This is a genomic window from Bradyrhizobium sp. BRP23, from assembly GCF_020194135.1.
Lineage (GTDB): Bacteria > Pseudomonadota > Alphaproteobacteria > Rhizobiales > Xanthobacteraceae > Bradyrhizobium > Bradyrhizobium yuanmingense.
This window is the reverse complement of sequence record NZ_JADYVW010000026.1, coordinates 17383-42368: the sequence shown is the minus strand read 5'-3', so window position 1 is coordinate 42368 and position 24986 is coordinate 17383. Positions and strand designations below refer to the sequence as shown.

The 24986-nt window shown below is 58.1% G+C and carries 17 protein-coding genes, 3 pseudogenes and 1 other annotated feature; of the genes and pseudogenes, 12 read left to right on the top strand and 8 right to left on the bottom strand.

Annotated features, from left to right (window positions below; translation table 11 throughout):
• Positions 1–20: 20 nt before the first annotated feature.
• Positions 21–1031, top strand: a complete 1011-nt coding sequence (locus I6F24_RS35885) for an IS110 family transposase (RefSeq protein ID WP_225131265.1) — start codon at positions 21–23, stop codon at positions 1029–1031.
• 610 nt (positions 1032–1641) lie between these two features.
• On the opposite strand, the gene I6F24_RS35880 is transcribed toward I6F24_RS35885, so the two are convergent.
• Positions 1642–3324, bottom strand: coding sequence for an MFS transporter (locus I6F24_RS35880; protein WP_225131263.1), 1683 nt, complete (start codon positions 3322–3324; stop codon positions 1642–1644).
• 618 nt (positions 3325–3942) lie between these two features.
• Positions 3943–4416, bottom strand: coding sequence for an Lrp/AsnC family transcriptional regulator (locus I6F24_RS35875; protein WP_225131261.1), 474 nt, complete (start codon positions 4414–4416; stop codon positions 3943–3945).
• Between the two features lie 582 nt (positions 4417–4998).
• On the opposite strand from I6F24_RS35875, the gene I6F24_RS35870 reads away from it, so the two are divergent.
• The 5 genes and pseudogenes from I6F24_RS35870 to I6F24_RS35850 all read left to right on the top strand — a co-directional run.
• Entirely contained in the window at positions 4999–6402 is a 1404-nt protein-coding gene (locus I6F24_RS35870) for an aspartate aminotransferase family protein (RefSeq protein WP_225131259.1), read from the top strand.
• A gap of 205 nt (positions 6403–6607) precedes the next feature.
• Complete coding sequence (locus I6F24_RS35865; RefSeq protein WP_225131258.1) at positions 6608–8047, top strand: aldehyde dehydrogenase family protein; 1440 nt, start codon at positions 6608–6610, stop codon at positions 8045–8047.
• 246 nt (positions 8048–8293) lie between these two features.
• Complete coding sequence (locus I6F24_RS35860) at positions 8294–9577, top strand: methylaspartate ammonia-lyase (RefSeq protein ID WP_225131256.1); 1284 nt, start codon at positions 8294–8296, stop codon at positions 9575–9577.
• Positions 9574–10707 carry a CaiB/BaiF CoA-transferase family protein gene (locus tag I6F24_RS35855; protein WP_225131254.1) on the top strand — a complete coding sequence of 378 codons (1134 nt, stop codon included), beginning with the start codon at positions 9574–9576 and terminating at the stop codon, positions 10705–10707. The genes I6F24_RS35860 and I6F24_RS35855 overlap by 4 nt, the downstream gene beginning before the upstream one ends.
• 248 nt (positions 10708–10955) lie before the next feature.
• A pseudogene (locus I6F24_RS35850) lies at positions 10956–11111 on the top strand (transposase); the annotation flags it as partial.
• A gap of 37 nt (positions 11112–11148) precedes the next feature.
• Here I6F24_RS35850 and I6F24_RS35845 read toward each other — a convergent pair.
• On the bottom strand, positions 11149–11370 hold the full coding sequence (locus tag I6F24_RS35845; RefSeq protein WP_225131252.1) for a hypothetical protein: 222 nt from the start codon (positions 11368–11370) through the stop codon (positions 11149–11151).
• Between the two features lie 17 nt (positions 11371–11387).
• Positions 11388–11639, bottom strand: coding sequence for a hypothetical protein (locus I6F24_RS35840; protein ID WP_225131243.1), 252 nt, complete (start codon positions 11637–11639; stop codon positions 11388–11390).
• Between the two features lie 518 nt (positions 11640–12157).
• Here I6F24_RS35840 and I6F24_RS35835 point away from each other — a divergent pair.
• The 3 genes from I6F24_RS35835 to I6F24_RS35825 all read left to right on the top strand — a co-directional run bounded on the left by I6F24_RS35835 (position 12158) and on the right by I6F24_RS35825 (position 16294).
• Entirely contained in the window at positions 12158–13264 is a 1107-nt protein-coding gene (locus tag I6F24_RS35835; protein WP_225131241.1) for an ABC transporter substrate-binding protein, read from the top strand.
• A 165-nt stretch (positions 13265–13429) separates the two neighbouring features.
• Positions 13430–14479: an ABC transporter ATP-binding protein gene (locus tag I6F24_RS35830; RefSeq protein WP_225131276.1), complete on the top strand. Its 1050-nt coding sequence runs from the start codon at positions 13430–13432 to the stop codon at positions 14477–14479.
• Positions 14480–14518: 39 nt separating this feature from the next.
• Complete coding sequence (locus I6F24_RS35825) at positions 14519–16294, top strand: ABC transporter permease subunit (RefSeq protein WP_225131239.1); 1776 nt, start codon at positions 14519–14521, stop codon at positions 16292–16294.
• A 71-nt stretch (positions 16295–16365) separates the two neighbouring features.
• Here I6F24_RS35825 and I6F24_RS35820 read toward each other — a convergent pair.
• From I6F24_RS35820 to istA, 4 genes and pseudogenes are all read right to left on the bottom strand, one after another.
• A pseudogene (locus I6F24_RS35820) lies at positions 16366–16677 on the bottom strand (transposase); the annotation flags it as partial.
• 7 nt (positions 16678–16684) lie between these two features.
• Positions 16685–17047: pseudogene (locus tag I6F24_RS35815) on the bottom strand (IS3 family transposase); the annotation flags it as partial.
• Positions 16732–16848, bottom strand: a sequence feature (AL1L pseudoknot). (Overlaps the previous pseudogene by 117 nt.)
• 77 nt (positions 17048–17124) lie before the next feature.
• Entirely contained in the window at positions 17125–17982 is an 858-nt protein-coding gene (istB, locus tag I6F24_RS35810; RefSeq protein WP_225131228.1) for an IS21-like element helper ATPase IstB, read from the bottom strand.
• Entirely contained in the window at positions 17979–19241 is a 1263-nt protein-coding gene (gene istA / locus I6F24_RS35805) for an IS21 family transposase (protein ID WP_225131226.1), read from the bottom strand. The genes istB and istA overlap by 4 nt, the downstream gene beginning before the upstream one ends.
• 574 nt (positions 19242–19815) lie before the next feature.
• Between istA and I6F24_RS35800 the strand changes: the two genes are divergently transcribed.
• The 3 genes from I6F24_RS35800 (at position 19816) to I6F24_RS35790 (ending at position 23719) form a co-directional block, all read left to right on the top strand.
• The gene (locus I6F24_RS35800) at positions 19816–20910 is read left to right on the top strand and encodes a DUF2817 domain-containing protein (protein WP_225131225.1); all 1095 of its coding nucleotides are present in this window, start codon (positions 19816–19818) and stop codon (positions 20908–20910) included.
• A gap of 231 nt (positions 20911–21141) precedes the next feature.
• On the top strand, positions 21142–22299 hold the full coding sequence (locus tag I6F24_RS35795; protein ID WP_225131224.1) for a Xaa-Pro peptidase family protein: 1158 nt from the start codon (positions 21142–21144) through the stop codon (positions 22297–22299).
• Between the two features lie 712 nt (positions 22300–23011).
• A complete protein-coding gene (locus tag I6F24_RS35790; RefSeq protein WP_225131223.1) occupies positions 23012–23719 on the top strand; it encodes a hypothetical protein in 708 nt (235 codons plus the stop codon).
• Positions 23720–24986: the final 1267 nt, after the last annotated feature.

Below are 24986 nucleotides of genomic sequence, written 5' to 3'. Positions count from 1 at the left end.
CATTCGAAACGGAGGTTCCCATGTCAGGAGTTGGTACAATTGGGCTGGATCTTGCGAAACACGTGTTTCAAGTACATGGCTCGAGCGTTTCAGGAGCCGTGGTCTTCCGCAAGAAGCTGCGACGGGATCAGGTACTCAAGTTTTTCGCCACGCAGCCGGCCTCTACGGTCGCCATGGAAGCATGCGCGAGCAGCCATCATTGGGGGCGAGAGATCGCAAAATTGGGGCATCAGATTCGTCTCATTGCACCGTCTTACGTCAAGCCGTTTGTGAAGCGGCAAAAGAACGACGCAGCCGATGCGGAAGCGATCTGTGAAGCCGCACAGCGGCCAACCATGCGTTTCGTAGCAATAAAAACAGAGGAGCAACAGGCAGCGTCCCTAGTATTTCGTGCTCGCGTTCTACTGGTTCGCCAGCGAACCCAGGTCATCAATGCAATACGAGGCCATCTGGCTGAGTTCGGGATCGTCGTCGCAAAGGGGCCGTGTCACGTCGCCAAACTCCTGGAAAGGATAGCAGATACTCCCACGATGGCCCAATCGATCCTACAATTGCTCGTCGATCTGTTGCAGTCCCTGGATGAGAAGATCGCACGTTTAGACCAAGAACTTGCCCATCGTATTAAAGCGGATACGGAAGCCAAGCGATTGATGACTATTCCTGGTATAGGACCTGTTACCGCGACAGCGCTTGTTGCATTAGCCCCGACTGCTCAGGCCTTCAAGAAGGGCCGCGATTTTGCAGCTTGGCTCGGTCTAACACCGCTGCAGCGCTCAACCGGAGGAAAACAGAAGCTTGGCGAGACCTCTCGAATGGGTGAGCGAACACTGCGCAGACTACTGATCATCGGCGCAAGTGCTGCGGTGCGATGGGCAAGGCTCAAGGGCTCTTCTAACCAATGGCTCATGAACATGCTGAATCGTAAGCCACCCATCCTGGTGACTGTGGCGCTTGCCAACAAGATGGCGCGCATAGTCTGGGCATTGATGGCAAGAGGCGGAACGTATCGAGCTCCCGCTATGGCGGGCTAGCTTCACTGCTACCCGCGGTGCGAGAAGGTCGAACGGAGAGTATGGCGCAAAGGTCAGAGACGGGATCGGGAAAACCAGGTTATGGACACGCGCCCCGAGCGCGCATCACTGAATTGGACCCGCTCCGCGAACTCCCATGCGGGCCGGCGGCACGTAACGGCCGCATCAGAGGCCGGACACATGTCAGCACCCGACCGCGCTCCTTGCTCGTTCCAAAGATTCTTCTTGCATCATTGGGGGCGTCCACACATGTCCATAAGGACAGTACTCAACAACACGCCTCATTCGGCAACGCGGCCTTCACCGCACGGATACGGAAAGCAGACATCAAGTACGCACCAAACCGGCACTCTCCTGCGCTAAAGCCATCGGTGCCGGTGTTCACAATCCTTCCACGTTAAGGACCGAGCAGCGGCGCCGGGCACGTTCACAGATGGCTAGCTTGTTCCGGGGATGTTGATTGAACACACCGGCGAACCGGGCGTACCCGGTGTCCGACGTCTGAGCACACGCGTCGTCGCATCAGGTTCTCTCGCTGCGGAGAGCCTTGCAACCGAGAGTTTCGCCTCGGTTGGACCGTAGATGTCCTGGCTCCAGCGGAGGACTAACGCTATCTGCCGCCACGTTTAGGATCATCGAGCGGCATTTCGGACGCAGTGCGGTCGGGCACGTCTTCCTTCCATCGCACTGATCCGAATGGGCGCTCCAGCAAGCGGCGGACGCGTACCGGGTCAGGACCAACATGAAAAGCCGAAGCGCGCCGATCTAGCGCGCGCTCCGACTGAGTCGAGCGATTGCGCTGGCGCAAATAGTCTAGCCAAGTCGGGCAGTGATAGCGCTCGATCCATAGTTCTGGGTCGGCGATGTCACGCGCAATCGACCAACCATAGGCCCCGTTGCGTTGTCGCAATAGCTGCACATTCTGCATGACGTTGTGAAAGGCCCGCGCATTCTCCTGCGAGACGCGATATGCGATCTCGACTACCAGCGGGCCACTCCGAGCGGTGAGCGTTAGCCGTACCTCGGGATCGGCGAGCGACTCGGTATCCTGCTCACTTGCCGTGATGGGGGGCATTCGAAGCCAGAGTCCTAGGAGTGGAGAGAGTAGCATGAGTGCCGAGGAAGCCAGCAGCGCGACCTCAACACCGGCGCCATCCGTGAGGCGCCCCCAGACCCAGCTGCCGATCGCAATTCCTCCCGAGATTGCAGCCTGGTAGGCCGCAAGCGATCGGCCAGCCACCCAACGCGGAGCGGAGAGCTGTACGGCAATGTTGAACAGCGTCATCGTCGTCGTCCACACCGCGCCTGCCAACAGCAGAGCGGCCGCCGTGATTATCGAATTATCGCTCAGGGCGACCGCAGCGATGGCGCTCCCCATCGACAGGGCGCAGGCACGCACCGCTGCCTCGCCGCTCATTCGCTTGCGCACCTCGCCTATGAAGACCGCTCCCACAACCGCTCCAAGGCCGAAGGCGCCAAGTATGACGCCATAGGTCTGCGCACCTCCATGCAAGAGATCGCGCGCAATAAGCGGCATCAGCGCCGAAATCGAACCGCCCATCATACCGGTCAAAAACGTGCGCGTCAGCACGATCTTGATTGACGGCGAGTTGGTAATATAGCGTACGCCTGAGACAATGGCGCGGCTCAGTTGTTCGCGCGGCAGCCGCGACGGCTCGGCGACGCGCTTCCAAAGGAACAGTGCGACCAGCAGCGGCAGATAGAAGCATGCATTCAGCGCGAAGGCGGCAACGGCGCCCGCGGTCGCAACCACAATACCGCCGATTGCGGGCCCAAAGCTGCGCGCAATGTTGTAACTGATCCCGTTGAGCGCAACCGCAGCCGGCAGCGTGGCGGGCGGCACCTGCTCGCTGACAGAGGATTGCCAGGCAGGCCCCCTCAATGCCATGCCGCTGCCCATAACAAAGCAAAGCACCAGCAACAAGGTCGGCGTAGTGAAGCCCGACCATTCGACTATGGTTAGCGCGATGGCGCCGCAAAGCTCAATCCAGAGCGCAACCAGAGCGACAATGCGACGGTCGTGCATGTCGGCAATAGCGCCAGCTGGCATTGCAATCAGCATTATCGGCAGCAGAAGCGCCGTCTGCACCAGCGCGACCTGGTCCGCGGACGACGTCATCTGAGTCATTGCCCAGGCCGCTCCGACGCCTTGCATCAGGATGCCAAAATTGGCGAGCAAGCTGGCGAGCCAGACGCGTCGGTAGGTCCGAAAGCGTAATGGAACGATGATCCCGTCGGAGCTGAATGTCTGTGGCCTGGATGGATCGATCATTCCTCTCGACCTCGCCCCTTCCCGCATGATTTCCGGATCAGATCTGTTCCGCCAAGCTTGACCGCAACCAACTGCTCAAGTGCTTTCCCAATTCCGTTTGGGCATTTGCGTTTGGGAGCAGCGCCAAAGAGCCACAGTTCTCGGGCAAATCTGTTTGGTACTTGTCTCCTCGCGCAGCGTGAGTGTGACCTCTCGCTGTGAGCATGGACGCAACCGAGACTTGTGAGTTGCTTGGACGGAGTTGGGCCATCGTCCGGAAGAAGTGCCATGATGTCCCGTGACTGGAACAGAATCGCGGCGCCCGAATACGCTCGTCTGCCGGGTCAGGCGCTTCAGTTGAAAAACGCTTAGGCCGATTGCATGACGTCGTGAACGTGACATTGAGGTCACGATGATTCGGTGTGATGTCGCTACCTTTGTGTCGCAACGGATGGGGCGCGATCCTCGCTTGTTTGACGCTCACTGCTACCCGCGAAATCTGAAGAGAATTCTCAGACCCTCGATAGCAGCGGAAAGTACAGCAGCGAGAAAGCCGGTTTTTCGCGTTCTATGCGAGTGAGCGGTGAAAACGCGCACAAACGGGTCCATCTGTGGAGCAAGATGTCGAGTCCAGCTCACTCAATCGTCTGCAGACTCAATTGGAATTGCAAAGCCAACCTTTACACGGTCTACAATAACCATCGTCTTAAAACCCTTGATGTTTGGGTTCTCATAGAAGAAGCGACGCGTGAACTGCTCATAATCGTCCATGGTGCGCGCTGTAACGTACAGGACAAAATCAGCATCGCCGGTGACGTAAAATCCATTCACGACCTCAGCTGACGATTTGATGGCCTTCTTGAATCTATCGATTATATCCGTGCGCTCCCGCTCGAGGCTCACTAGCACGAGCATCTGAAGAGGTCTTCCTACAGCTTTTGGCGAGACGATCGAGACATCGGCCTCAATGATACCGTCTGAACGAAGCCGCTTCAGGCGTCGTTGACATGCAGTAGCAGAAAGCCCTGCCATTTCGCCAATCACCTCGGAAGTTAGACGATTGTTCTTTTGCACGATCTCGAGGATGCGGGCGTCTGTTCGATCATACTGCATAACGGCTCCAGCCTTGGGGTGAATCGCAGCGCCAACTGCCTGTACGTTGCAGGAAATCTTCCGAACGTCAGGAGATACGACGCAAATATGTGCGTCACATCAGTATCCTGAATGCATAGGCATTTCAACAAAAGGGCGTGCCGGACTTACAGATGGTCTTTCAAACTATCCAGCAGCCGGTGCCCGCGCCGCCGGAAGGAGTAAGGCTGCGCGGAGTAATCCGTCGCAGCGGATGTCGTGCTCGTGGCGTGAGTGAAGGTGTGTTGTTTGCAAGGGAAGCGGCGTTCGAAGTGCCGCCATCGTTCGCCTCGGTGATGAGCGGAAACGCATTGCGGCCGCCGACGAGTCCGGCGTTGGGCGCGCCGCCTTGGTCTTGTGTGCGACTTCGACCCGATTCATGCGCCTGAACTTACGCGAGTATAGGTGTGGGGGCGATCGTCGCCTCAAAGTTGGTTGGCCGATATCCATCCATGTACTGATGGAAGCGGCTGGTCTCGTCCATCAAGACTCAACGTGCGGTCTCGTTGAGCCAAAATACGTTCGCTTCGCGAACCTCGCAGCTTGAACAGAGGGTGGTGCACAATGGCAATCAACATCAAAGAAATTAGTGAAAAAGACAAAAACAGCGTTCTGCATCCTTTCACGCATCTCAAGGACTTTGCGACCGGTAAGCTTGGCGAGCCGACGGTCATCGAAACCGGAAAGGGTATCCGAATCCAGGACGCCAGCGGCAATCAGCTCATCGATGGTTTCGCCGGCATGTACTGCGTCAATGTAGGTTATGGTCGAACCGAAGTCGCTGAAGCGATCTCACGTCAGGCCTATCGCCTCGCGTACTACCATTGCTACGCGGCGCATACGACGGATGAGCTCGCGATCCTCTCCGATCGTCTCGTCAAGATGGCCCCGGGGAAGATGAGTAAGGTCTTCTACGGCATGTCCGGTTCGGATGCCAATGAGACGCAGGCGAAGCTCGTCTGGTACTACAACAATCTTCGAGGTAAGCCCAAAAAGAAGAAGATCATCGCGCGCGAGCGTGGCTATCACGGTTGCAGCGTCCTTTCCGGTTCAATGACCGGTATGAGCTTCTACCATGACTATATGGATCTTCCGCTGTCGCAGATTGTGCGCACTGGTGCCCCGCATTACTACTGGGGCTGCGATCCTGGGGAGACCGAGCGCGAATTCTCGGCGCGTCGCGCCGCTGAGCTCGACCAGCTCATTGAGCGTCTCGGTCCGGACACTGTGGGCGCCTTCATCGCCGAGCCGGTGCTCGGCACGGGCGGTATCACGCCGCCTCCGGTGTGCTACTGGGAAGCAATCCAGGCTGTGCTCAAGAAGCACGACGTTCTTTTGATCGCCGACGAGGTAATCACCGGCTTCGGTCGCACTGGCTCGATGTTTGGCTCGGAGCACTATGGAATCGAGCCCGACCTGATCACGATCGCGAAGGGGCTCACTTCGGGCTACTTCCCGCTCTCCGCAGCGATCGTCGGAGACAAGGTCTACAAGGTTTTCGAAGGCGGCGCTGACAAGGTCGGCGCATTTTCGCATGGCTATACCTATTCGGGTCACCCCATCGGAGCTGCTACGGCAAACGCCGTACTTGACATTGTGGAACGAGAGAATCTTCCTGGCAATGCGCGGGAAGTCGGCGCCTACTTCCAAGCCCAGCTCAAGGAGAAATTCGCGCAGCTGCCGATTGTCGGGGAAGTGCGCGGGGTCGGACTGATGGGAGCCATCGAGTTCGTTGCCGATCGCGATAAGAAGAAGCGGTTTGATGCGTCTCTTAAAGTTGGTGCCCGCGTTTCCAAGGCGGCCCGCGACCGGGGTCTGATCGCTCGCCCGATGCCGCACGGCGACATTCTCGGTTTCGCCCCGCCGCTCGTCACCACCAAGGCTGAAATCGATGAAATCGTTTCAATTGCCGAGAGTGCTATCCGCTCGATCATGGACGAGCTCGTTCGCGACAGTGAGAAAATCTAAGAAAGGCTAAAGAGTGGTGGCCGCAGACGTTGCGGCCGCCATTTTCAAGAAAAGCTCCTGCGCTGAAAGCCGATTGTGAGCATCATCGGATTGTCTCACGCGCTCATGGATCTTTCCGGCGACGGCCTTTTTCCAGGGGTAACGGTATTGGGCATCGTGCCAAGAAATCAACCAAGACACCGAACGGCAGAGCGGCAAGAGACTTATGTCCGACAGCATCAACTACAAACTCTTCATCAACGGAGCGTGGCGCTCAGGCGGAAACGGCACCGATTTGCCCATCATCGATCCTGCCAACGAGCGGGAATTCGGCCGAGTGGCCGTCGCGTCCGCGTTGGATCTTGACGATGCGTTAACGACTGCACAGGCGAGTCTGCGGCGATGGTCGAATACTCCGGCCGCCGAACGGGGAGCGCTCCTCGTTCGTGCCGCGCGGATCCTACGAGGAAAGATCGAGTTTGCGGCGGCGGCACTCTCAAAGGAGCAAGGCAAGACGCTGGCCGAAGCCAAGGGTGAGTACGCCCGCGCAGTCGAAATGCTCGAGTGGAATGGTGCTCAGGCAGGGAAATTGTCTGCTCCATTTCCGATAGACGAAAAGCGGCGGATCGTACCAGAAGCGATTGGTGTAGTTGCTGCGTTTACGCCTTGGAACTACCCGGCAGTCCTCAACGCCCGAAAACTTGCCGCGTCTATTGCCGCCGGCTGCCCTGTCATCCTGAAAGCGGCGGAGGAGGCTCCGAGTGCTGGGGTCTATATACTCGAGGCCCTAGAGGAGGCGGAAGTCCCGCCGGGTGTTGTAAGTCTGGTCTTCGGACATCCACCGATGATCTCGGAGCACCTGCTCGCTTCGCCTGTTGTCCGAGCGTTGTCGTTCACCGGCTCTACACCGGTTGGCAAACAGCTCGCGAAGCTTGCTGCCGGCAATCTGCAGCGCTGCGTGCTAGAGCTCGGTGGCCACTCTCCCGTTGTCGTCTTTGAAGACACGGATATCTCGAAGGCCGCTTGGGCAATATCGGAATACAAGTTTGAGTGTGCAGGTCAAAGCTGCAACGCTCCCAGTCGGATTCTGGTTGCGAGATCAATCTACAAGGAGTTTCTGGCCACGCTTGTCCGCGCGGCGGAAAAGATCAGAGTCGGCGCGCCGGATGATCCTGGAACGGATATGGGGCCAATGGTGAATGCGAGGCGTATTGAAGCGATGGAGCGCCTGACCAGGGATGCTGTCAATCGCGGAGCGAAGATTGAAACCGGTGGTAAGCGCATTGATCGACCGGGCTTTTATTGGGCGCCTACAATTCTAAGCAATGTCCACCCCGAGTCACAGATTCTTCATGACGAACCGTTCGGGCCGATTCTCACGGTTGCCCCGTTCGATACGATTGATGAGGCAATTGATGAAGCGAACGCCACCGAATATGGCCTTGCTGCCTATTTCTTCACCGGATCTCTCGAGATTCAGAAGCGCATGATCCGCAGCCTTGCGGCGGGTGCCATCAGCGTGAACCACCTCAAGGGCGTATCTGCGGATGCACCAAACGCAGGAATCAAACAGAGCGGCTATGGCTACGAAGGTGGTGTCGAAGGGGTGAGGGCCTTTCAGAACCTGAAGCTCGTCAACGGAGTCACAGCCGCTTCCGTGGCATGAGCGACAAAACAGGAAGATCACTGTCCTGCCCCTGACTCGTTTCTGGAGCAGTAGCCAACCGTTTCTAAAGCACGAGTGGCTTGCAATATCCAGATGCTTATCGAAGTCGCCTAAGCGCCGAAGGCCAAGGCTGCTCGTTGAATCTGCGGCCGGAGGTTCGAAGGCCAGTTTGCCATAAGTGATGTAAGGCCTTGGTTTATCGGGATGAATGGCAGTCGAGATGGCTGCGCTTAGATAGAGTGCGCAATGAGAAACTCTCCCACCATAAGAGATGTGATTCTGGCTCCAGGGAACGGAAGCTTCTTCTACGACGATCAAGCTGCAATACGCGCCGGCGCGGCTCAAGATGGCTTTTGTTATTTGGGTGCGCCTCTGACGCCCGGTTTCCCGACCATCCGCATTCCATCGCGGTCGCTCAGCATCGGCCTCGTCATGTCAGACGACACGATCGTGTGGGGTGACATGATGAACGTGCAGTACTCAGGCGCGGGCGGTCGCGAGCCGGTCTTTCAGGTCGACACAGTCGAAGCACTCACGAGATCCGTTGTGATCCCGCGGCTACTCGCTGGCGACGTTTCCAATTTCCTTGGCTCTTGTAACCGTGTTCTCGCACACTATGAGGGCAAGCGCCTACCTCTCGCCGTTGAATATGGTGTGAGCCAAGCTTTACTTCGCGCCGCTGCGTATATTGGCCGGACTACGCTCGCCGAGGTGATCTGCTCCGAATATCGCCTGCCTTTACCCGACAAGCCAGTCCCGATCTACGCTCAGAGCGGAGATTCGAGAGAAATCAACGTTGATAAGATGATTCTCAAGTCGGTTGATGTGCTTCCGCATGGCTTGATCAACTCGCGAGAGAAGTTCGGTCCTTCCGGGGAGAAGTTTCGCGAGTTCGTCAAATGGGTCGTTAAACGCACGAAAGAAATCGGCCAGCCTGGATATCATCCCGTTTTGCATTTCGACGTTTACGGTTGGATCGGCCTCGAGATTGGAATGCAGGCGCAGAAGATTGCCGATTTCATTGCGCGCGTTGCGGATGACGCGCCGGGATACCGACTTCATATTGAATGCCCGGCGGACTTTGGATCAACGGAAGCTCAGCTTGAGGAGTACGCCAAGATCGTCGCACTTCTCGATAGCCGCGCTACCGAAGCCCGCGTCGTCGTCGACGAGCAATGCAACACGCTTGACGACATCCGGCTATTCGCCGAAGCAAAAGCGGCTCATCTGATTCAGATCAAGATGCCTGACGTGGGCTCGATCGCTGACTCCGCCAGGGCCGTGCTGGTCTGCAAGGAGAATGGCGTGGGCGCGTATATGGGTGGGAGCTGCACGGAAACGGATTTGTCGGCAAGGGCGGCAGTTAACATTGCAGTGGCAACACAGGCCGACATGATGCTCGCAAGACCTGGGATGGGCGTTGACGAGGGCATCTCGATCGTCGGAAATGAGCAGAGCAGACTGCTCTCCGTTCTTGGCTACCGCCGGTCGCAGAACTCCCGTCAGAATGTCGGAGGGGCGTCCGTATGAGGACGGCGTTAGTAGGTATTACCGTCGTTGCCGTCGAGCAGGCGGTAGCGGCGCCTTATGCGTCGTCCCGCCTCGCCGATGCCGGCGCTCGTGTCATCAAAGTCGAACGCCCTGAGGGCGACTTCGCACGAAATTACGATAAGCTCGTTCACGGCCAAAGTGCATATTTCGTCTGGTTGAACCGCGGAAAAGAATCCATCTGCCTCGACCTCACGGTCGAGCAAGATCGTGCAGTCCTCGAAGCGATGGTCGCTCAGGCTGATGTCTTCATTCAAAATCTCAAGCCCGGCAGCATCACGAAACTTGGATTTGGATCGGTGGATCTTCGGAAGCGCCATCCCCGGTTGATCACCTGTGACATCTCCGGCTTCGGCTATGGCGGTGCTTTGTCGCATCTCAAAGCGTATGACCTGATCGTGCAAGCCGAGACCGGGCTTTGCGCGATCACCGGAACAGCGGAGGGCCCAGCGCGCGTCGGGGTCTCCGTATGTGACATTTCGGCCGGCATGACCGCTCTCAACGCCATCTTGCAGGCGCTGCTCCTTAGGGAGCGAACCGGGGAAGGAACGGCCATTCAGGTCTCACTATTTGACGCCATCGCAGACTGGATGAACGTTCCGGTTCTTCAGTTCGATTACAGCGCCTATCATACAGCGCGCGCGGGCGTGAACCATCCATCTCTCGCGCCATATGGGGCGTACCGCTGTGCGGACGGCAAGGACGTCATCTTCTCCGTTCAAAACGACCGCGAATGGGTCAACTTCTGCACCAAATTCCTCAAACGACCGGAACTCATCCGCCACCCCGATTTTGCCGAGAACATGGACCGTATCCGCAACAGGACCAGTTTGGATGAAATCGTGGTAAATCGGTTTGCTCAAACGCCGAGCGACGAAGCCATGCGTGAGCTGGAAGCCGCCGGACTCGCGTACGGACGGCTGAACCAGATAGAGGACGTAGCCAAGCACCCACATCTCCGTCGAATACCTGTGTCAACGCCAGCAGGCCATGTCGACGTGATCGCGCCGGGCGCGATTTTTGACGGTGAGATAGCGCCGGTGTCGCGACCGGTTCCTGCTCGCGGAGCCCATTCTGAAACGTTGCGCAAGGAGTTTCGGCACTCCTCCTAGCCGCGGACGGCCGTCTGGCTGCTCATTTGTCCACACAATGAATGTTGCTTGTCGATCGCATCGTCCAGAGTCGCTGCCGCTGCAGTCAAACGACAGCCTTAAAGCTGGGACGAATCGCAATTTGGCAAATCGCGTCGTTGTGTTGCTTCTACGAGCGTAGACACAAGTCGCGGGTGAAAGACACGCGGCGATCGCATCTCTTCGCCGCTTCTACGATTTGAACCGCACGCGGGAGGGCGAGTGGCGCAAGGTCCGCGCGACGTGCAGCCTATTTTGGCCGGACTTCGCGACGCTGGCAGTCCGGCTCCTCGATCGACGTCCAGGGCCGGATCAGCATGGCCCGCGACGCCGACGTGCGCCGCGCGCTGTACGAGGCGGCGAGCGCGCTGCTGAGCCGCTACAAGAAGTCGTCGCGGGTGACTTGTGAGGCCAATGGAGGGCTCAAAGATTGCCAACAGCCTCGCCCGTTCGATCGCGCAAATATCGCCGATTGCGCTGGAAGGGCATGGCTCGCCACACGTCCATTTCCCAATAGTCACCGACAGGGACGCCAGTCGACATCCACTCGGCCATTACTTTGCCACCGCCACCAGAAGAGTCGATACCGCATGAATTGAACCCTGCGGCCACGTAGAGGTTGGCGATATTCGTCGACCGGTCCATGGCGGCGGGCTCGTGCATCACAGCGACACGCCGACCTCGATCTTCAGCGCGGCGTCCTGCCTGGCGCGCGTTGACAGCTTGGCGAGATCGAGCCGTTTGGCCACATTGGCGTCATAGGTCGAGGGGCGATCGGCAACACCTTGCAGTGGGCGCGGGCCGTGGCGCAGCTTCGAGGCCGTCGAGCTCGCAACCCTGGAATGGGTGGATTGTTCAACAACCGAAGGCTCCTCGAGCCCATCGGCAACATACCGCCGCCCGAAGTTGAGCAACGCTGCTACACCATGCTGGAACAACCGGCCAGGGCAGCATAACTTAAACCAAATGGCCTCCGGCAAACCCGGGCCGGTTCAAAGACCCGCGCGCTCGGCGCTTTGAGTCGGCCGGAGGTGACTCGAGGAATGGAGGAAACAAAATACGCGTGACCACGACGCTCAGGAAAGGAGATGATTCGCTATGATCCGGCCGCAGCGAGCGTGAGTGGGGTGGCAGTCACTACCTGCAGCGTTCATGACTAGAAAGCTCACGTTGCTCGATAGCGGTGGCAAGGAAGAGCTCTTATGGAATTCCTAACGGCCACTGAGCGGCTTCGGATGGCGAGATACCGGTGCCTTGCTTCCGTGAAGCAGGGGCGAAAGCCTAAAAGCGTCGCAATCGTGCAAATCAATGGGCGTTTCCAGCTGAATAAGCCTCTACATTGAAGAAAATCGGCTCTGAACACTCCTAATATTCACGCAACAAAAATGATTCAAATTCCGAACGTCACGCAATCACACTAAGGGAGCGAAGCATGAGTCTATTGATGAATCGCAGACGCGTCCTGCAAGCCGGCTCTTCCGCCGTCTTGGCAGGCGCCATGAATTCGATCGCCGGCAGTCCCGTGGCGGCGACAACGGACGAGCTGCGGGTCGTGGTCTATGGTGGGGACATAGCGAAGACATACATTGAGTGTTTTGTGAAGCCATTCGAGGCGGAGACCGGGATCAAGGTAGTCCCGATCACCGACCAAATTAGCTCTGCGCAGCTCGAGCTTATGGTGACCAACAAAAACGTGACGGTTGACGTTGCTCCCATGACTCAGGGCGCTACCATCATTGGTGGCGAGAAAGGTTTGCTCGAGCCAATCGACTATTCCAGCTTTAAGAAGGAGGAGGTGGATGGCCTCTTTGATTTTGTCAAACACCCGTTTGGGGTAGGGCAACTGATCTTTTCCTACGTGATGGTTTACAATACCGAGAAGTATCCAGCGGGAAAACCGCGACCGAACACGTGGGCTGAGTTCTGGGATACCAAGACATTTCCTGGCGTACGGACCTTGGTCTCAGGTCGATATGGGGGTGAGGGGCCTTGGGAGGAGGCGCTGCTGGCGGATGGCGTAGCTCCGGACAAGATCTATCCCATGGACATAAATCGCGTTTTCGCCAGTCTGGATAAAATCAAACCGCACATTCGGAAATGGTGGACTGTCGGCTCCGAGATTCAGCAGATTATGACAGATAAGGCAGCCGACCTTATGCAATCCTATAGCGGACGAACGGGTGTGGTGATTTCCCGGGGCGCGCCTATGGAGATGAACCGTAGTCAATCCAAGCTGCAGTGGGACAGTTGGGTCATCCCAAAGGGCAGCCCCAATGCCGCGAAGGCTCAAAAGTTTATTGAATTCGCTACCCGCGCCGAGCGCCAGGCTGCTTTGGCAAAGCTTTGGCCGGAAGGTCCTACCAATCGGAACGCATTCAAGCTCCTGCCTGAGGAGCTTGCCCGTAAGCTTCCTAGCCATCCTGACTACTTGGCCAGTGGCATCGTCATGAACGGGAAGTGGTACAGCGAGCGAGGGGCCGACGGGAAAACCAATTCCGACAGGCTCCGCGAACGCTGGAACGAGTGGATCCTTAGCTAATTCTGGATCTCTTTGAGGCTATGTGGCATGGCGACGACGGACCTCGTCGATCGCTATGCCGCTTTCCATGTTGATGGAGCCAGCATGCCTAACCGTTTCGACAATCAAGATCTAGTTGATGGGCCGGCGAATGCGCCTCTCGTTCCCATTGCCGGCAATGAAGCGATGGAGAAAGACGTGCACTTCGCTCAGATCGAATTTCGGAACGTCACGAAGACGTACGGATCAGTTACCGCAGTCAAGGACCTCTCATTGAGCGTTCGCCGCGGCGAGTTCCTGACAATTCTTGGTCCTAGCGGCTCGGGCAAGACGACAGCCCTAATGCTGCTCGCTGGCTTTCAGACACCAAATCAGGGCAACATCTTTATCGCTGGAAAATCCGTCGCCGCTGTTCCTTCCTACCGACGCGATCAGGGTATTGTCTTCCAGAGCTACGCGCTGTTCCCGCACCTCACCGTGCGCCGAAATCTTGAATTTCCGCTCGAAATGCGCGGCGTGATAGTTGCCGAGAGGGCAAAGCGCGTCGATCGGATTCTAGCGCGTGTGCATCTCAATGGATTGGACAACCGTATGCCGTCGCAACTGAGCGGGGGGCAGCAACAGCGAGTGGCACTTGCTCGCGCGCTGATAGCCGATCCACCGATTCTTCTGCTCGACGAGCCGCTCGGCGCGCTTGATCGCAACCTGCGCGAGCAAATGCAGACCGAAATCAAGAGCCTGCACAAAGAGTTTGGCATCACTACTGTCTGCGTTACGCACGATCAAGACGAGGCGTTGACGCTGTCGGACCGTGTCGTTGTCATGCAAGCCGGTCGGATCGAGCAAACTGACACGCCGGAGGCCATCTACGACCGGCCCACCACGAAGTTCGTGGCGAAGTTTCTGGGCGAGGCGAATATCCTTGATAAGGCTGGTTTTATGATCGAATCCGACGCCCCGCAGCCGGAGGGCACTATTCCTATGATTCGGCCAGAGCGAATCTGCGTCGCCCCACTTGACGCGCCGAAGCGCGTCGATGCGGACCAGTGTCAGTCCGTCAAGGGAACCGTGGACAACATGATCTATGCTGGCCCGCTGAGGAAATACCATGTGCGCGTCGCTAGCACAGTGCTTGTCGTGCGCGAGCACGTTGCATCGGGGCGACGGGCTCTCCAGCCGGGCGAAGAGGCGCGGCTTGAATGGCTTCGCTCCGATGTACGGTTCGTCAGAGCCTAGGACCAGAGCGAATACGACAAGAGAATAAGGCTAATCAACATGCTCCACAAGCTTGGCCAGATAACCATTGCGCTTACCGTTCCGGCTTTTGCCATTTTGCTCGCGGTTTTTGGTATACCGGCCGTTCTGCTATTTCTGACCAGCCTCAATGCGCCGGCCTTCTCGCTTGCCAACTACGAGGCGTTCTTCAGTCGCGGGGCGAATGTGCGCGTGCTCCTGCAGACCGTCGAGGTAAGCGTCGTGGCTACGTCCATGTGCGTAATCATTGGCTATCCGATGGCTTATCTAATCGCAGCTGCCTCGAAGGGCTTGCGTACGGTACTTCTCGCGCTCGTGGTCATTCCCTATCTTACCAGCTTTCTGGTGCGCACCTACGCGTGGATCATAATTCTTGGCGATGGCGGCTTGATCAACAATCTACTGCTCGACCTCGGACTCATCTCTAGCCCCATATCGCTCATCTACAACCGCATGGCTGTCTACATCGGCATGGTCCACATCATGCTTCCTGTCATGGTTCTCCCTCTGGTCAGTGTCATGCTAGGCATTGATAAGTCCCTCACTGCCGCTGCCCGTAGCATGGGTGCCCATCCGTTTGCCGCTTTCTGGCGCGTATTCTTTCCGCTTAGTCTGCCGGGCGTCCGCAGCGGCTCGCTGCTGGTCTTCGTCCTCTGTCTTGGCTTCTATATAACGCCCGCCGCCCTGGGCGGGTTGGGCGACGCCATGCTATCGACTTTCATTGCAACTCAGGTCGAAACCTCTCTGGACTTGGGGCGTATTGCCGCCTCAGCTTTCATCCTCCTGGGGCTTGCCGTGGTCATGCTTGCCATTTTTGGGCTGGACCTTTCTGGTGCTCAAGGTCGAGCCGCGACAAAAAGATGGAAGTCTCCGCAGCAGAATTGGCTACCCTCATTCAGTCCGTCGATCCGCTACTTCGAAGAGCTTGCTACCCTGTATCGGGCAAAGCGTTGGGCGGCTACGCTCTACCAAGCCGTTGGCAGCAAGCATCTATGGAGGATAATTGGTGCGTCTTTCGTCGCGCTTGTCATGTTCTACCTGCTCTTTCCGAGCCTTGTCGTCATCGTCATGTCGTTTAGCGCAGGACCATCACTACAATTTCCGCCGGCAGCCCTTTCGCTCCATTGGTACCAAAGCTTCTTTGACAATCCGTCCTGGACCGACGCTGCATGGACCAGCATCCAGATCGGTATCGCCGTCGCCCTTCTCTCGACTGTTGTTGGTACGCTTGCAGCCTATGGCCTTAGTCGCGCCTCTTCGACGCTACGTAGTATCTCGACAATGGCGCTCCTCACTCCCATTACCATTCCGAGCATCATTGTCGGCATCGCCGCGTACCTCGGCTTGCTCAAGCTTGGCCTCATCGGCACACAAGTCGGCATCGTCCTGACACATAGCATCGGTGCTACAGCCTATGTCGTCGTAATCGTCTCAGCGACGCTAGCAAATTTCGACCGGCGCTTGGAGCTGGCGGCGAAGAGCATGCGGGCCAATCCGCTGCAGACCTTTACGAAAGTGACGCTGCCGCTGGTCCGGCCAGGCGTCATCGGCGGGGCCCTGTTTGCCTTCCTTCACTCTTTTGATGAGGTTGTCAAAACGTCTCTGGTCAGCGGATTTGCGATCCGCACTCTCCCATTGAAGATGTGGGAAAACATACGCCATGAGATCGATCCGACGATTGCGGCAATAGCATCGATGCTGATGCTTCTGCCTGTAGCTTGGCTAATTGTTCTCTACATCACTTGGTGGAGGTCGAGGACGATAGTTCCGAACGCGCTCCAAGAGACCACGCCTTGAACCTGAGGTTTGAAGATTGAAGGCGCTCTTGTTCCCCGCTGACCCGCCACTGAGTTTTCATCCAGCGGCGGTTAGGGCCTCGGCGCACTTGTAGCGAGACCGAAGTTTGGAGCAGCCAGAACTAAAGTTTTGCGCTCTGATCCCGTTGGCGAGCTGGATGCGCCGACGTGGTTTTGCAGCAAAATCGGCGGCCGATTGCCGATCGCCCCGTGGGGCCGTTCTTCGTTACGCTATCTGCGCCAAGTCTCCACGTTTTCCTGGGCATCCGCAAGGGACTGGAAGCAGTGGGCGTTGAGGCATTCGGCTCGGAAGCGCCCATTGAAGGCCTCGATGAACGCGTTGTCGGTTGGCTTGCCGGGCCGTGAGAAGTCCAACGAGACACCGCGTTGACAGCTTGGCGGGATCGCGCCGTTTGGCCACATGGGCGTGATAGGTCGGGGGGCGATCGGCAACACCTTGCAGATCGGCTCGGCACCATGCGCCCCTCGATGATCGTCAATGAAGGCGATCATGGCTTGGACCGGCGGTCGAGCTCCGCCATCGCAAAATAAGCGGTGGCCTTGCGCAGGATCTCGTTGGCCTGCCGAAGCTCTCGGTTCTCCCCCGGCTAGCAGCTTCTCGGCGGTATCGGCGCGGAACGCCGGCCCGCTGCCCGCTGTCGACCTCGGCTTTCTTGACCCACTCATGCAGCGTCTGGGGCGTACAGCCAAACTTGGCCGCAATCGAGGTCACCGCGGCCCAGCGCGAGGGATGCGTGTCAACGGGCAGCGAACTTTCCGTGAGAATGGGCTTCCAAATTTCCCTAGGTGACGGCGATTGTGGTTCGGGGATCAGCCGCTATCGGGATCGTCATTGGTCCTTCCAGGCGGGCGGCCGCGGCGCTTGGGCTGCGGCGGGTTTGTGAGCGGGCGCGAGCGGACGTTTTCCGGGACGAGGGCGGCGTGCTGGCGGAGCCGATAGCTCGATCCCTCGATTTGGATAACAACGGAGTGGTGAAGCAGGCGATCAAGCAATGCTGTGGCGACGACGGCATCACCAAAGACCTCGCCCCATTCAGCAAAGCCGCGGTTCGAAGTGAGGATCATCGCGCCCTTTTCATAGCGGGCGTTGACCAACTGGAAGAACAGATTGCCGCCGCCGGGCACGACCGGGAGGTAACCGATCTCGTCGACGACAAGGAGGGAGGCGCGGGCGAGGAACCGCAGGCGCTCGCGCAAAGTGCCTTCGCGTTCGGCTTTTGCGAGGGTGGTGACGATGTCGGCGAGCGTGGCGAACGCGACGCTCTTTCCCGCCTTCACGGCCTCGACCGCGAGTGCTGTCGCGAGATGGCTCTTGCCGGTGCCGGGCGGCCCAAGCAGATGGACCACCTCGGCGCGGTCGATGAACTTCAATTCGGCAAGCGCCAGGATGCGATTGCGATCGAGCGAGGGCTGGAACGCGAAGTCGAAGCCGGCGAGCGTTTTGACGGTGGTCAGACGAGACATTCTCAGCGCGGTACTGACACGGCGATTGTCGCGCAGCGTCAGCTCCTCGATAAGCAGCTGATCGAGCGCCTCAATCCAGGTTACCTCACCCTGTTCGATTCGCCGCAGCGTGGTGTCCAGTATTTCCAGCGCACGTGGCATCTTGAGTGCGACCAGGCTTTTCTTGACGCTGTCGATCGCTGCCGGCTGCGTGTGGATGGTCATGGCCGGCCTCCCGATTGGGCGAGCCGTTTGCCGACAGCTTGGTAAAACTCGAGCGACCGTCGTGGGATGTGATCGCCGGCCCGACCGACGAGGGCTTCGGACACGCCAGGTCGCGACCTGGACCGGTTGACCGCCTGGCGATGCTCGGGTGCGACGCGAGTTCGCCGGCGGCCTTCCAGAACGGGATGGACGGCGACGATTTCGCCTTGATCGAGAATGCGGATTACATCGGGCAATTGCTGCACCTCGACAATGCGGCGCGTGCGGTCCGGGACGCTGTAATAGTTGCCACCAATCGACACGAGCCCGTCGTGGCTGACACGGCGCTCGAGTTTGAGCAGCGCGTCGAACGGCCCCGCTGGCAACGCCTGCAGCTCGGGTCTCTCGGCGGCAAACGCCTCGGCAACGACTTTCTGCGTGGTGCCGTGTACGCGCACGTTGGCGACGTTGGCCAGCCAGTCGTCGAGCTGGGTGTTGAGATCGTCGAGATTGCAAAAGCTGCGAGCGAGGAAGAAGTCCTGCCGGATGTAGCTGAACGGACGCTCGACCTTGCCCTTGGTCTTGGCGCGGTACGGCCGGCAGGCCCTCGGATGGAAGCCGTAATGTTGTGCGAGCGCCAGCAGCGACCGGTTATAGACGATGTGTCCATCGCCGTCCTCGCCCGTCACGGCCGTCTTCATGCGGTCGTAAAGGATCTCGATCGGCACGCCGCCGATGACCGCAAAAGCCTGCATGTGGCAGCGCAGCAGCGTCTGCAGGTCCTGATGCATGACGAAGCGGGCGAAGATGAAGCGCGAATGCCCGAGCACCATCGAGAACAGCCAAATGATCCGTGTCACATCGGGCTCGTCGGTGAAGATGGTCACGAAGCGAGCAAAGTCGACTTGCGCTTGCTGGCCAGCCGGGGTTTCGAACCGTACTTCGAAGGGCTTAGGTGCGTTATCGGGACGGATCGCCGCCGCGAACCGCTTTACGGCTGTATAGGCGCCGGTATAGCCGCGCTCCCGAAGCTCTCGGGTCAGCCGGACAGCACTCAAGTCCGGGAAGGCGGCGATGCGCTCTCGCAGATAGTCGAGATAGGGTGCGAGCTTGCTCGGCCGGCCAGCCGGCCGAGGGCCATAGGCGGGTGGCTCGAGACCCCGCGCAATGTATTTGCGGATCGTTTTCGGGTCGCGCCCCGTGCGCCGGGCAATCGCGCTGATCGACAAGCCCTGACGGTGAAGGTCCAAAATCACGATGAGATCTCCAAGCTGGATCATCCGTTCCGCCCCCGAATCACTTCGGGGACAGGATCGGATGCGGAAAGCCTGAAGGGGCCGCAGCGCTCCGGTATGTGGGGCCTCCGCGCCGCGGCCCCTTCAGGCTGGGATGCCAGCTAGGGAATTTTCGATGCCCATATTTGGGGAGTATTCACCGCCCAGTGACAGGATGCTCGCTGGCGTGATCCAAAACCATCCGGACCCGTCGGGCCCGGACCTCGGGTGAGAACTTGTTCGTCGTCCTGCTTGTCATGGCTCCATCTCTCAGGAGGTGGAGCCTCCGGCAAACCCGGGCCGGTTCAGCGCAGTCTGGTCTGTTTAGAGCGCCTAGAGTAGAAAAGGCTTCGTGTCCCCGGTAGGCCGCAGAATTTCTGGAATATAAGGCTTTACATTGCAGAAATTCGGCTTGGAGACCCGATAGCCTTTACTAAAGGGTAGACAACCTGATCGATGCGCCGATTTGAAATTGCGCCGCGGTGGCCCTGTGGGTCGCGTCCCGGTCAATCAGGATAGGTCACGGTAAGTTTGGACAATTCGTCCCCATCGGACGAATTGACTGTGGAGGTAAGGCGGCGTGAACTTTGACGTTGTGAAGCAAATTGCTGCGGTCAATTTCTCTGACACCTATCTGGAGGCCAGGCAGAAATTTTTGTCAGCGGCACCGAAGTCGAAGGCGTATCAGTGCAGTGCAAAGGGACCATCTCGCGAGGCTCTCTTTACCGATGCGGCATATTTCGGCCCCTCAGATGCAAAGAAGCTCTTGGTCCTGGTCTCCGGCACGCACGGTCCAGAGGGTTACCATGGCTCGGCAGCGCAGCTGCTGTTTTTGCAGGCAAAGTTGCACGAGGAGCTTCCGCCCTCGACGGCTGTGCTCTTCGTCCATGCGCTGAACTGCTACGGCTTTGCCTGGGATCGCAGGTCTACTGCAGAGGGATGCGACCTCAATCGTAACTTTATTGACTTTTCAAAACCGGCGCCTGCAAATCCCGAGTATGAGGAGTTGGATCAGTACTGCGTTCCTGCGGACAGAACAGAGGAGGGGCTCCGGCGCGCTGAAGCTGTGATAGCCGAATATCGCAAGTTGCATGGGGAAGAGGTTTACCGTTCAGCGAGGTCGCGTGGTCAGTACACCAGGCCCGGTGGCCTGTTTTACGGCGGAAGCGAGCCTACCGAAGCGCGACGAACCCTCGAGAAAATAGTAGCCGACTTTGACGTGGCAGCCCGCGATAATGTCATCATCATCGATTACCATACCGGGCTCGGTCCTTATGGCTACGGGGAGTTGCAATGCGAGCAACCGTCCGGGTTAAGGGGGTACGAGCGAGCAGCAAAAATCTTCGGGCCCTCAGTAACCTTGCCCGATCTAGGAACGTCCTCCTCGGTCAACTTGCACGGCACGCAAGACGAATACTGGCAGCGGATTTTGGGCGATCGTCACACCTACGTTGCCCTCGAATATGGAACCTACACTGGTTCGACGATACTGCGTGATGAACACTGGCTGTTCAGATACAGACCGGACGCGATTGATTCGGAACTCGGGCGGCAGATACGGAGGGCCACCAAGCAATACTTTTATCCCCAAAAACCGGATTGGAACGAGATGGTTCTTTGGAGAGCGCACTTGGTGCATCGACAGGCACTTGAGGGGTGTACATCTGGACACTAGCTGTTTGCCGAAAAGCCAAGTCCAGTGATGTCTCGCGTCAAGTGCCCATCCGACCCTGACGGCTCACTTCTATCGCTGGACCTCAGCGAGCATGCGATTGGCAAAGACTCCTGGAGTGGCCATCCGATGGCTTCGCTATGCCGAACTACGAGGCAAGGGGCGGATGTTGAGTGGTTGACGGACTAGCGCAAGCTTAGAATGAACGTCTGTGGTTACTAAAAGGAACGATCCATGACCGCACTTAAAGCAATTCCTTTCACCAATGCCCCGTTTCAGAAATCAGAGTATGAGCGGCGGCAGAAGAATGTGCTTGAAGCGGTGGCCAGAGCTGAGCTTGACGCGCTCGTGGTCACTGCCCACGGCCATCTCAAGTATCTTAGCGGATACGATGGGATGGGCGCGTACTTCATGCCGTTTCCGCTGATCTTCGTGCCAGGAAGAGCGCCAACATATGTCGTGCGCGAGTTCGAGCTCAATGGCGTACGTGCCGAAAGCTGTATCGACGAGATTGTTGGTTACACGGAGCAGCCTGACTTCGCCAGAGTGTGCGCCGATGTTCTCCGCCAGCTGGGCCTGGCAGGCAAGAGAATCGGGTTCGAACTGGGCTGTTGGAATCTTGCACCTGCAGATGTAAGTGCACTTCAGGCGCGCCTTCCGAACATGAACGTCGTCGATGCTTCTTGTCTGGTCCCGTCGGTGATGGCCGTGAAAAGCGACCTCGAAATCAGTGCAATGCGCGATGCGATGACTATGACCGATGTGGCGGTGCGTGCATTTCAGCAGTCGCTTAGGGAAGGCATCACCGAAACGGAGATGGCCGTAGCCATCCAGAGCGAAGTCAGAAAAGCCGGTGGTGAGGACGTGAGGCTGGTCTCAATCGGGTTCGGTGAGCGGACGAAATTGCCACATACTAGGCTTACACGCCATCCAATGGGTAACAACGAACCTGCAATGGTAGAACTCGGCGGTGTAAAACAAGGATACGCCGGAGCACTGGTCCGCGGCGCTGTACTCGGCCGACACCCTGAGTCGGAACGCTTGCATGCGTTGGCGGAAGAGGCACTTGAAGCCGCGATCGCCGTAATCAAGCCAGGCGTGACAGCTGGCGAAGTGGACACCGCCGCGCGCAAAGTGATCGAGCGTTCTGGTCGACCGCAAGCGCTCAATCATCGGGTGGGTTACCAAACCGGCGCCCCCTGGAATGAACGCGGCAACATCAGCTTGGAGCCCGGCGCAACCGAGATCCTTCAGGCCAACATGACCGTTCACATGCCAATGATTCTCCTTGGAGAGGACGGTTATATGATTGGTTGTAGCGAGACCGTATTGGTAACGGGACGCGGCGCGGAGGTGCTTAGCCGTACGCCACATACGCTGTATCGCGCATAATACCTTGGCACGCAGCCGTCAGCGCCGCGACTGTATAGCATCTCGGCGGTACCAACCGGCGGGCAGCCCCATGCTTCCCGCCTTCTTCTCTGATGGACTAGCCAGTCGCTAGTAGTGCTCCCTCGAAGCAGACGCGCATGCCCGGCGCAATCGTAGCCAGGCGTGCGCTAGATGGGTGCTTCAACTCGAGGCCCTCAGTCTCGGTGTGGAAACCTGTCGAGCTGGACCGGTCGTGCTCGTAGGTTGATTCCGCTACGCCGATGCGGCGAAACGCGATGATGCTGCATTGCCGATCCACTGCGCCAAATATTGTTCAAGTTCGCTGCGTTTCTCGCAAACGCGTGAGCGGCGTGATTGAGCGTAGGTGGCGGTGCTCGGCAAATGCCATCCCGCTTCTGGTCGGCGCACTCCTGCTCGAATAGAACACGCGCGGCCGCCGAGCGTCGGTGCATTGATGGGACTTGAAAACGATCGCCCCCGCTATGCGGTCATTCCGCCGCCAGCTTCGCGGAATCGCCAGCTGAGCGATCCGGTCCAACCATCGAACGTGGTGATCTCTGAGCTCCCGCAACAGATCTAATCGTGCGAAAAGTATGTACTTCCATTGTTCGAGCATGGAATTGCTGCGCGAAGCTGAACAAATTGCGGGATTTCAGCTTAGGATCGCGCTAAGCTCAAGCAATCATCTGTCATAAAGTTAGCGGAGTCATAAATGGCATTGCAAATCCCGCGCTCTCTCGGAATTCTGAATTTGGAACGGGGAATGACGACCGATGCCAACACGCCAGCGCCGCTACGCGGCTCCTTAATGAGTTCAGCTACTTTCGATCTTCCCATCATTTCAGAAACAGTTATTGGTGCATGGGCTGATATCGTTATTCCTGGCGCGCCAGAGCTGGAGCCTGCCTGCGTGGCGGCGGCGAAGCGCTTAGTCGAGAGGGGCGCTGTTGCAATAAGCTCCAACTGTGGCTACTTCATCCGACATCAAGCGGCTGTGGCCGCGGCGGTGGACGTACCGGTCGTTACGTCGAGCCTACTGCTCCTGCCGGCTCTACTCCGCCAATTGCCGGCCGCCGCTAAGCTCGCGGTTGTCGTCGCTCAGCCGAAGCACTTAAGCGAGGACATGCTCGGGATCGACGACCCGGCTGCGCGGGCGAGGGTGGTCATAGGGGGAATCGAAAACAGCTCACTCGTGCGAAATGAGAATATGCGACCGCCGCCGCGGACCGATATCGCGGAAATCGAAAGGGATGTCGTCGCCTGCACCACTCAACTCCGGGACTCACATCCTGATATTGCGGTATTTTTGTTCGAGTGCACGGGAATGCCACTGACGGCGCCGGCGGTCCGCCGGATAACGGGTCTGCCTGTCTACGATATTACGACCCTTTGCCGAATGACGTTGGCCTCCGTCCTGTAAGGGACTTTGCGTCACGTTGCTGAGTCCGCAATCCGCGCCATCACTGGCGGCCCAATCGAGTTGAGCGGGCTGCCATCCGGATAGGGAGCGTCGTAGGCCCGTTGCGCTGGCCTTCTGCTTGCTAGCAGCGCCGGTCTTGTATCTGCCAATACTAGAGGGGAACGCTCGTGTGCGTCGGGTCCGATCATTCACGATCGGTCGCCGCCTGACTGAGCCATTAGGTGAAATAGGGCGGCGCTGAGTTTGCATTGCGAAGCAGACGGCTGGACCGACTTTTCTGATTGCTATTTGGAAGCTAGGCAGCAATTCTTGATAGGTTTTGGTCGTAGTTTTCGGCGCGCACGGTCCAGAGGGTTACCAATGGGTCGGCGACACCGCTGTTGTTCTTGCGAGGGTAGCTTCACGAAGGGGCCACGTGAGCCGTGCGCTTCAACTGCTACGGGTTTGCCTGGGATCACGGTCGATTGCGAGGACTGAGAATCCAGTCGGAACTTTATCGACTTTTCCAGGCCAGTGCTCCAAATTCCGAGCATGAGGATGAGTATTGCGCTTTAGCGGACAGTGCGGAGGGGCTCCGGCGCGTAGAGGCGGCAATTGCCGAATATCGCAAGCTGCGGAGTTGGCTTCCGATCAGCGCGGGCGCGTAGTCATGTTCATTCAGCGACTGCGCGGAGTTTTGGCGAGGATCAACCTCAATACTTCGTCTATTAAGCTCGTCTCCACGCGACTGCGGAAGCGCTCGCGTTCGTTTGCCACCACGCCGCTGACGTTGGGCTCCTGAGCATGCGCGAAGGCCCGCAACTAGAGGTGGTAGCGTTCAGGTGCGTTCGGCAAGATCGCGAACGAGCTCGCGTTCGGTGTGTCGACGTCCTTAATCCGTTGTGACAGCTAGACCGTTGTCTCCCCAAATTTGCCTTCGGCTTGTGACCGTCCGTCTGGCCCGGCGCGACGCTGCCGGTCTCCTCGACTAAATGATCCAGCTGATTGCTGTTCTGTTCGCAGTTCCGATGCTTGGCGGCCTAATGCGGGACATCCCGCCCTCGATTGCGGTCACGACAGGCTTGCGAAGATGCAGAGGAAAGGCTTGCCCACCATGCTCGCCTTCTTCCCACCAGCACGATTATTCAGAAAAGCCGATTCGGATTCCAAAACCTTCAACCTACCCTCATCCCGCTCTGGTTTGCTGATTTAGACGGCAAGCGCTGACCTCAGCCGAAGACTTCCGCCAAGAGCTTTGGGCAACAATGACAGTGAACTCCCATGTTCA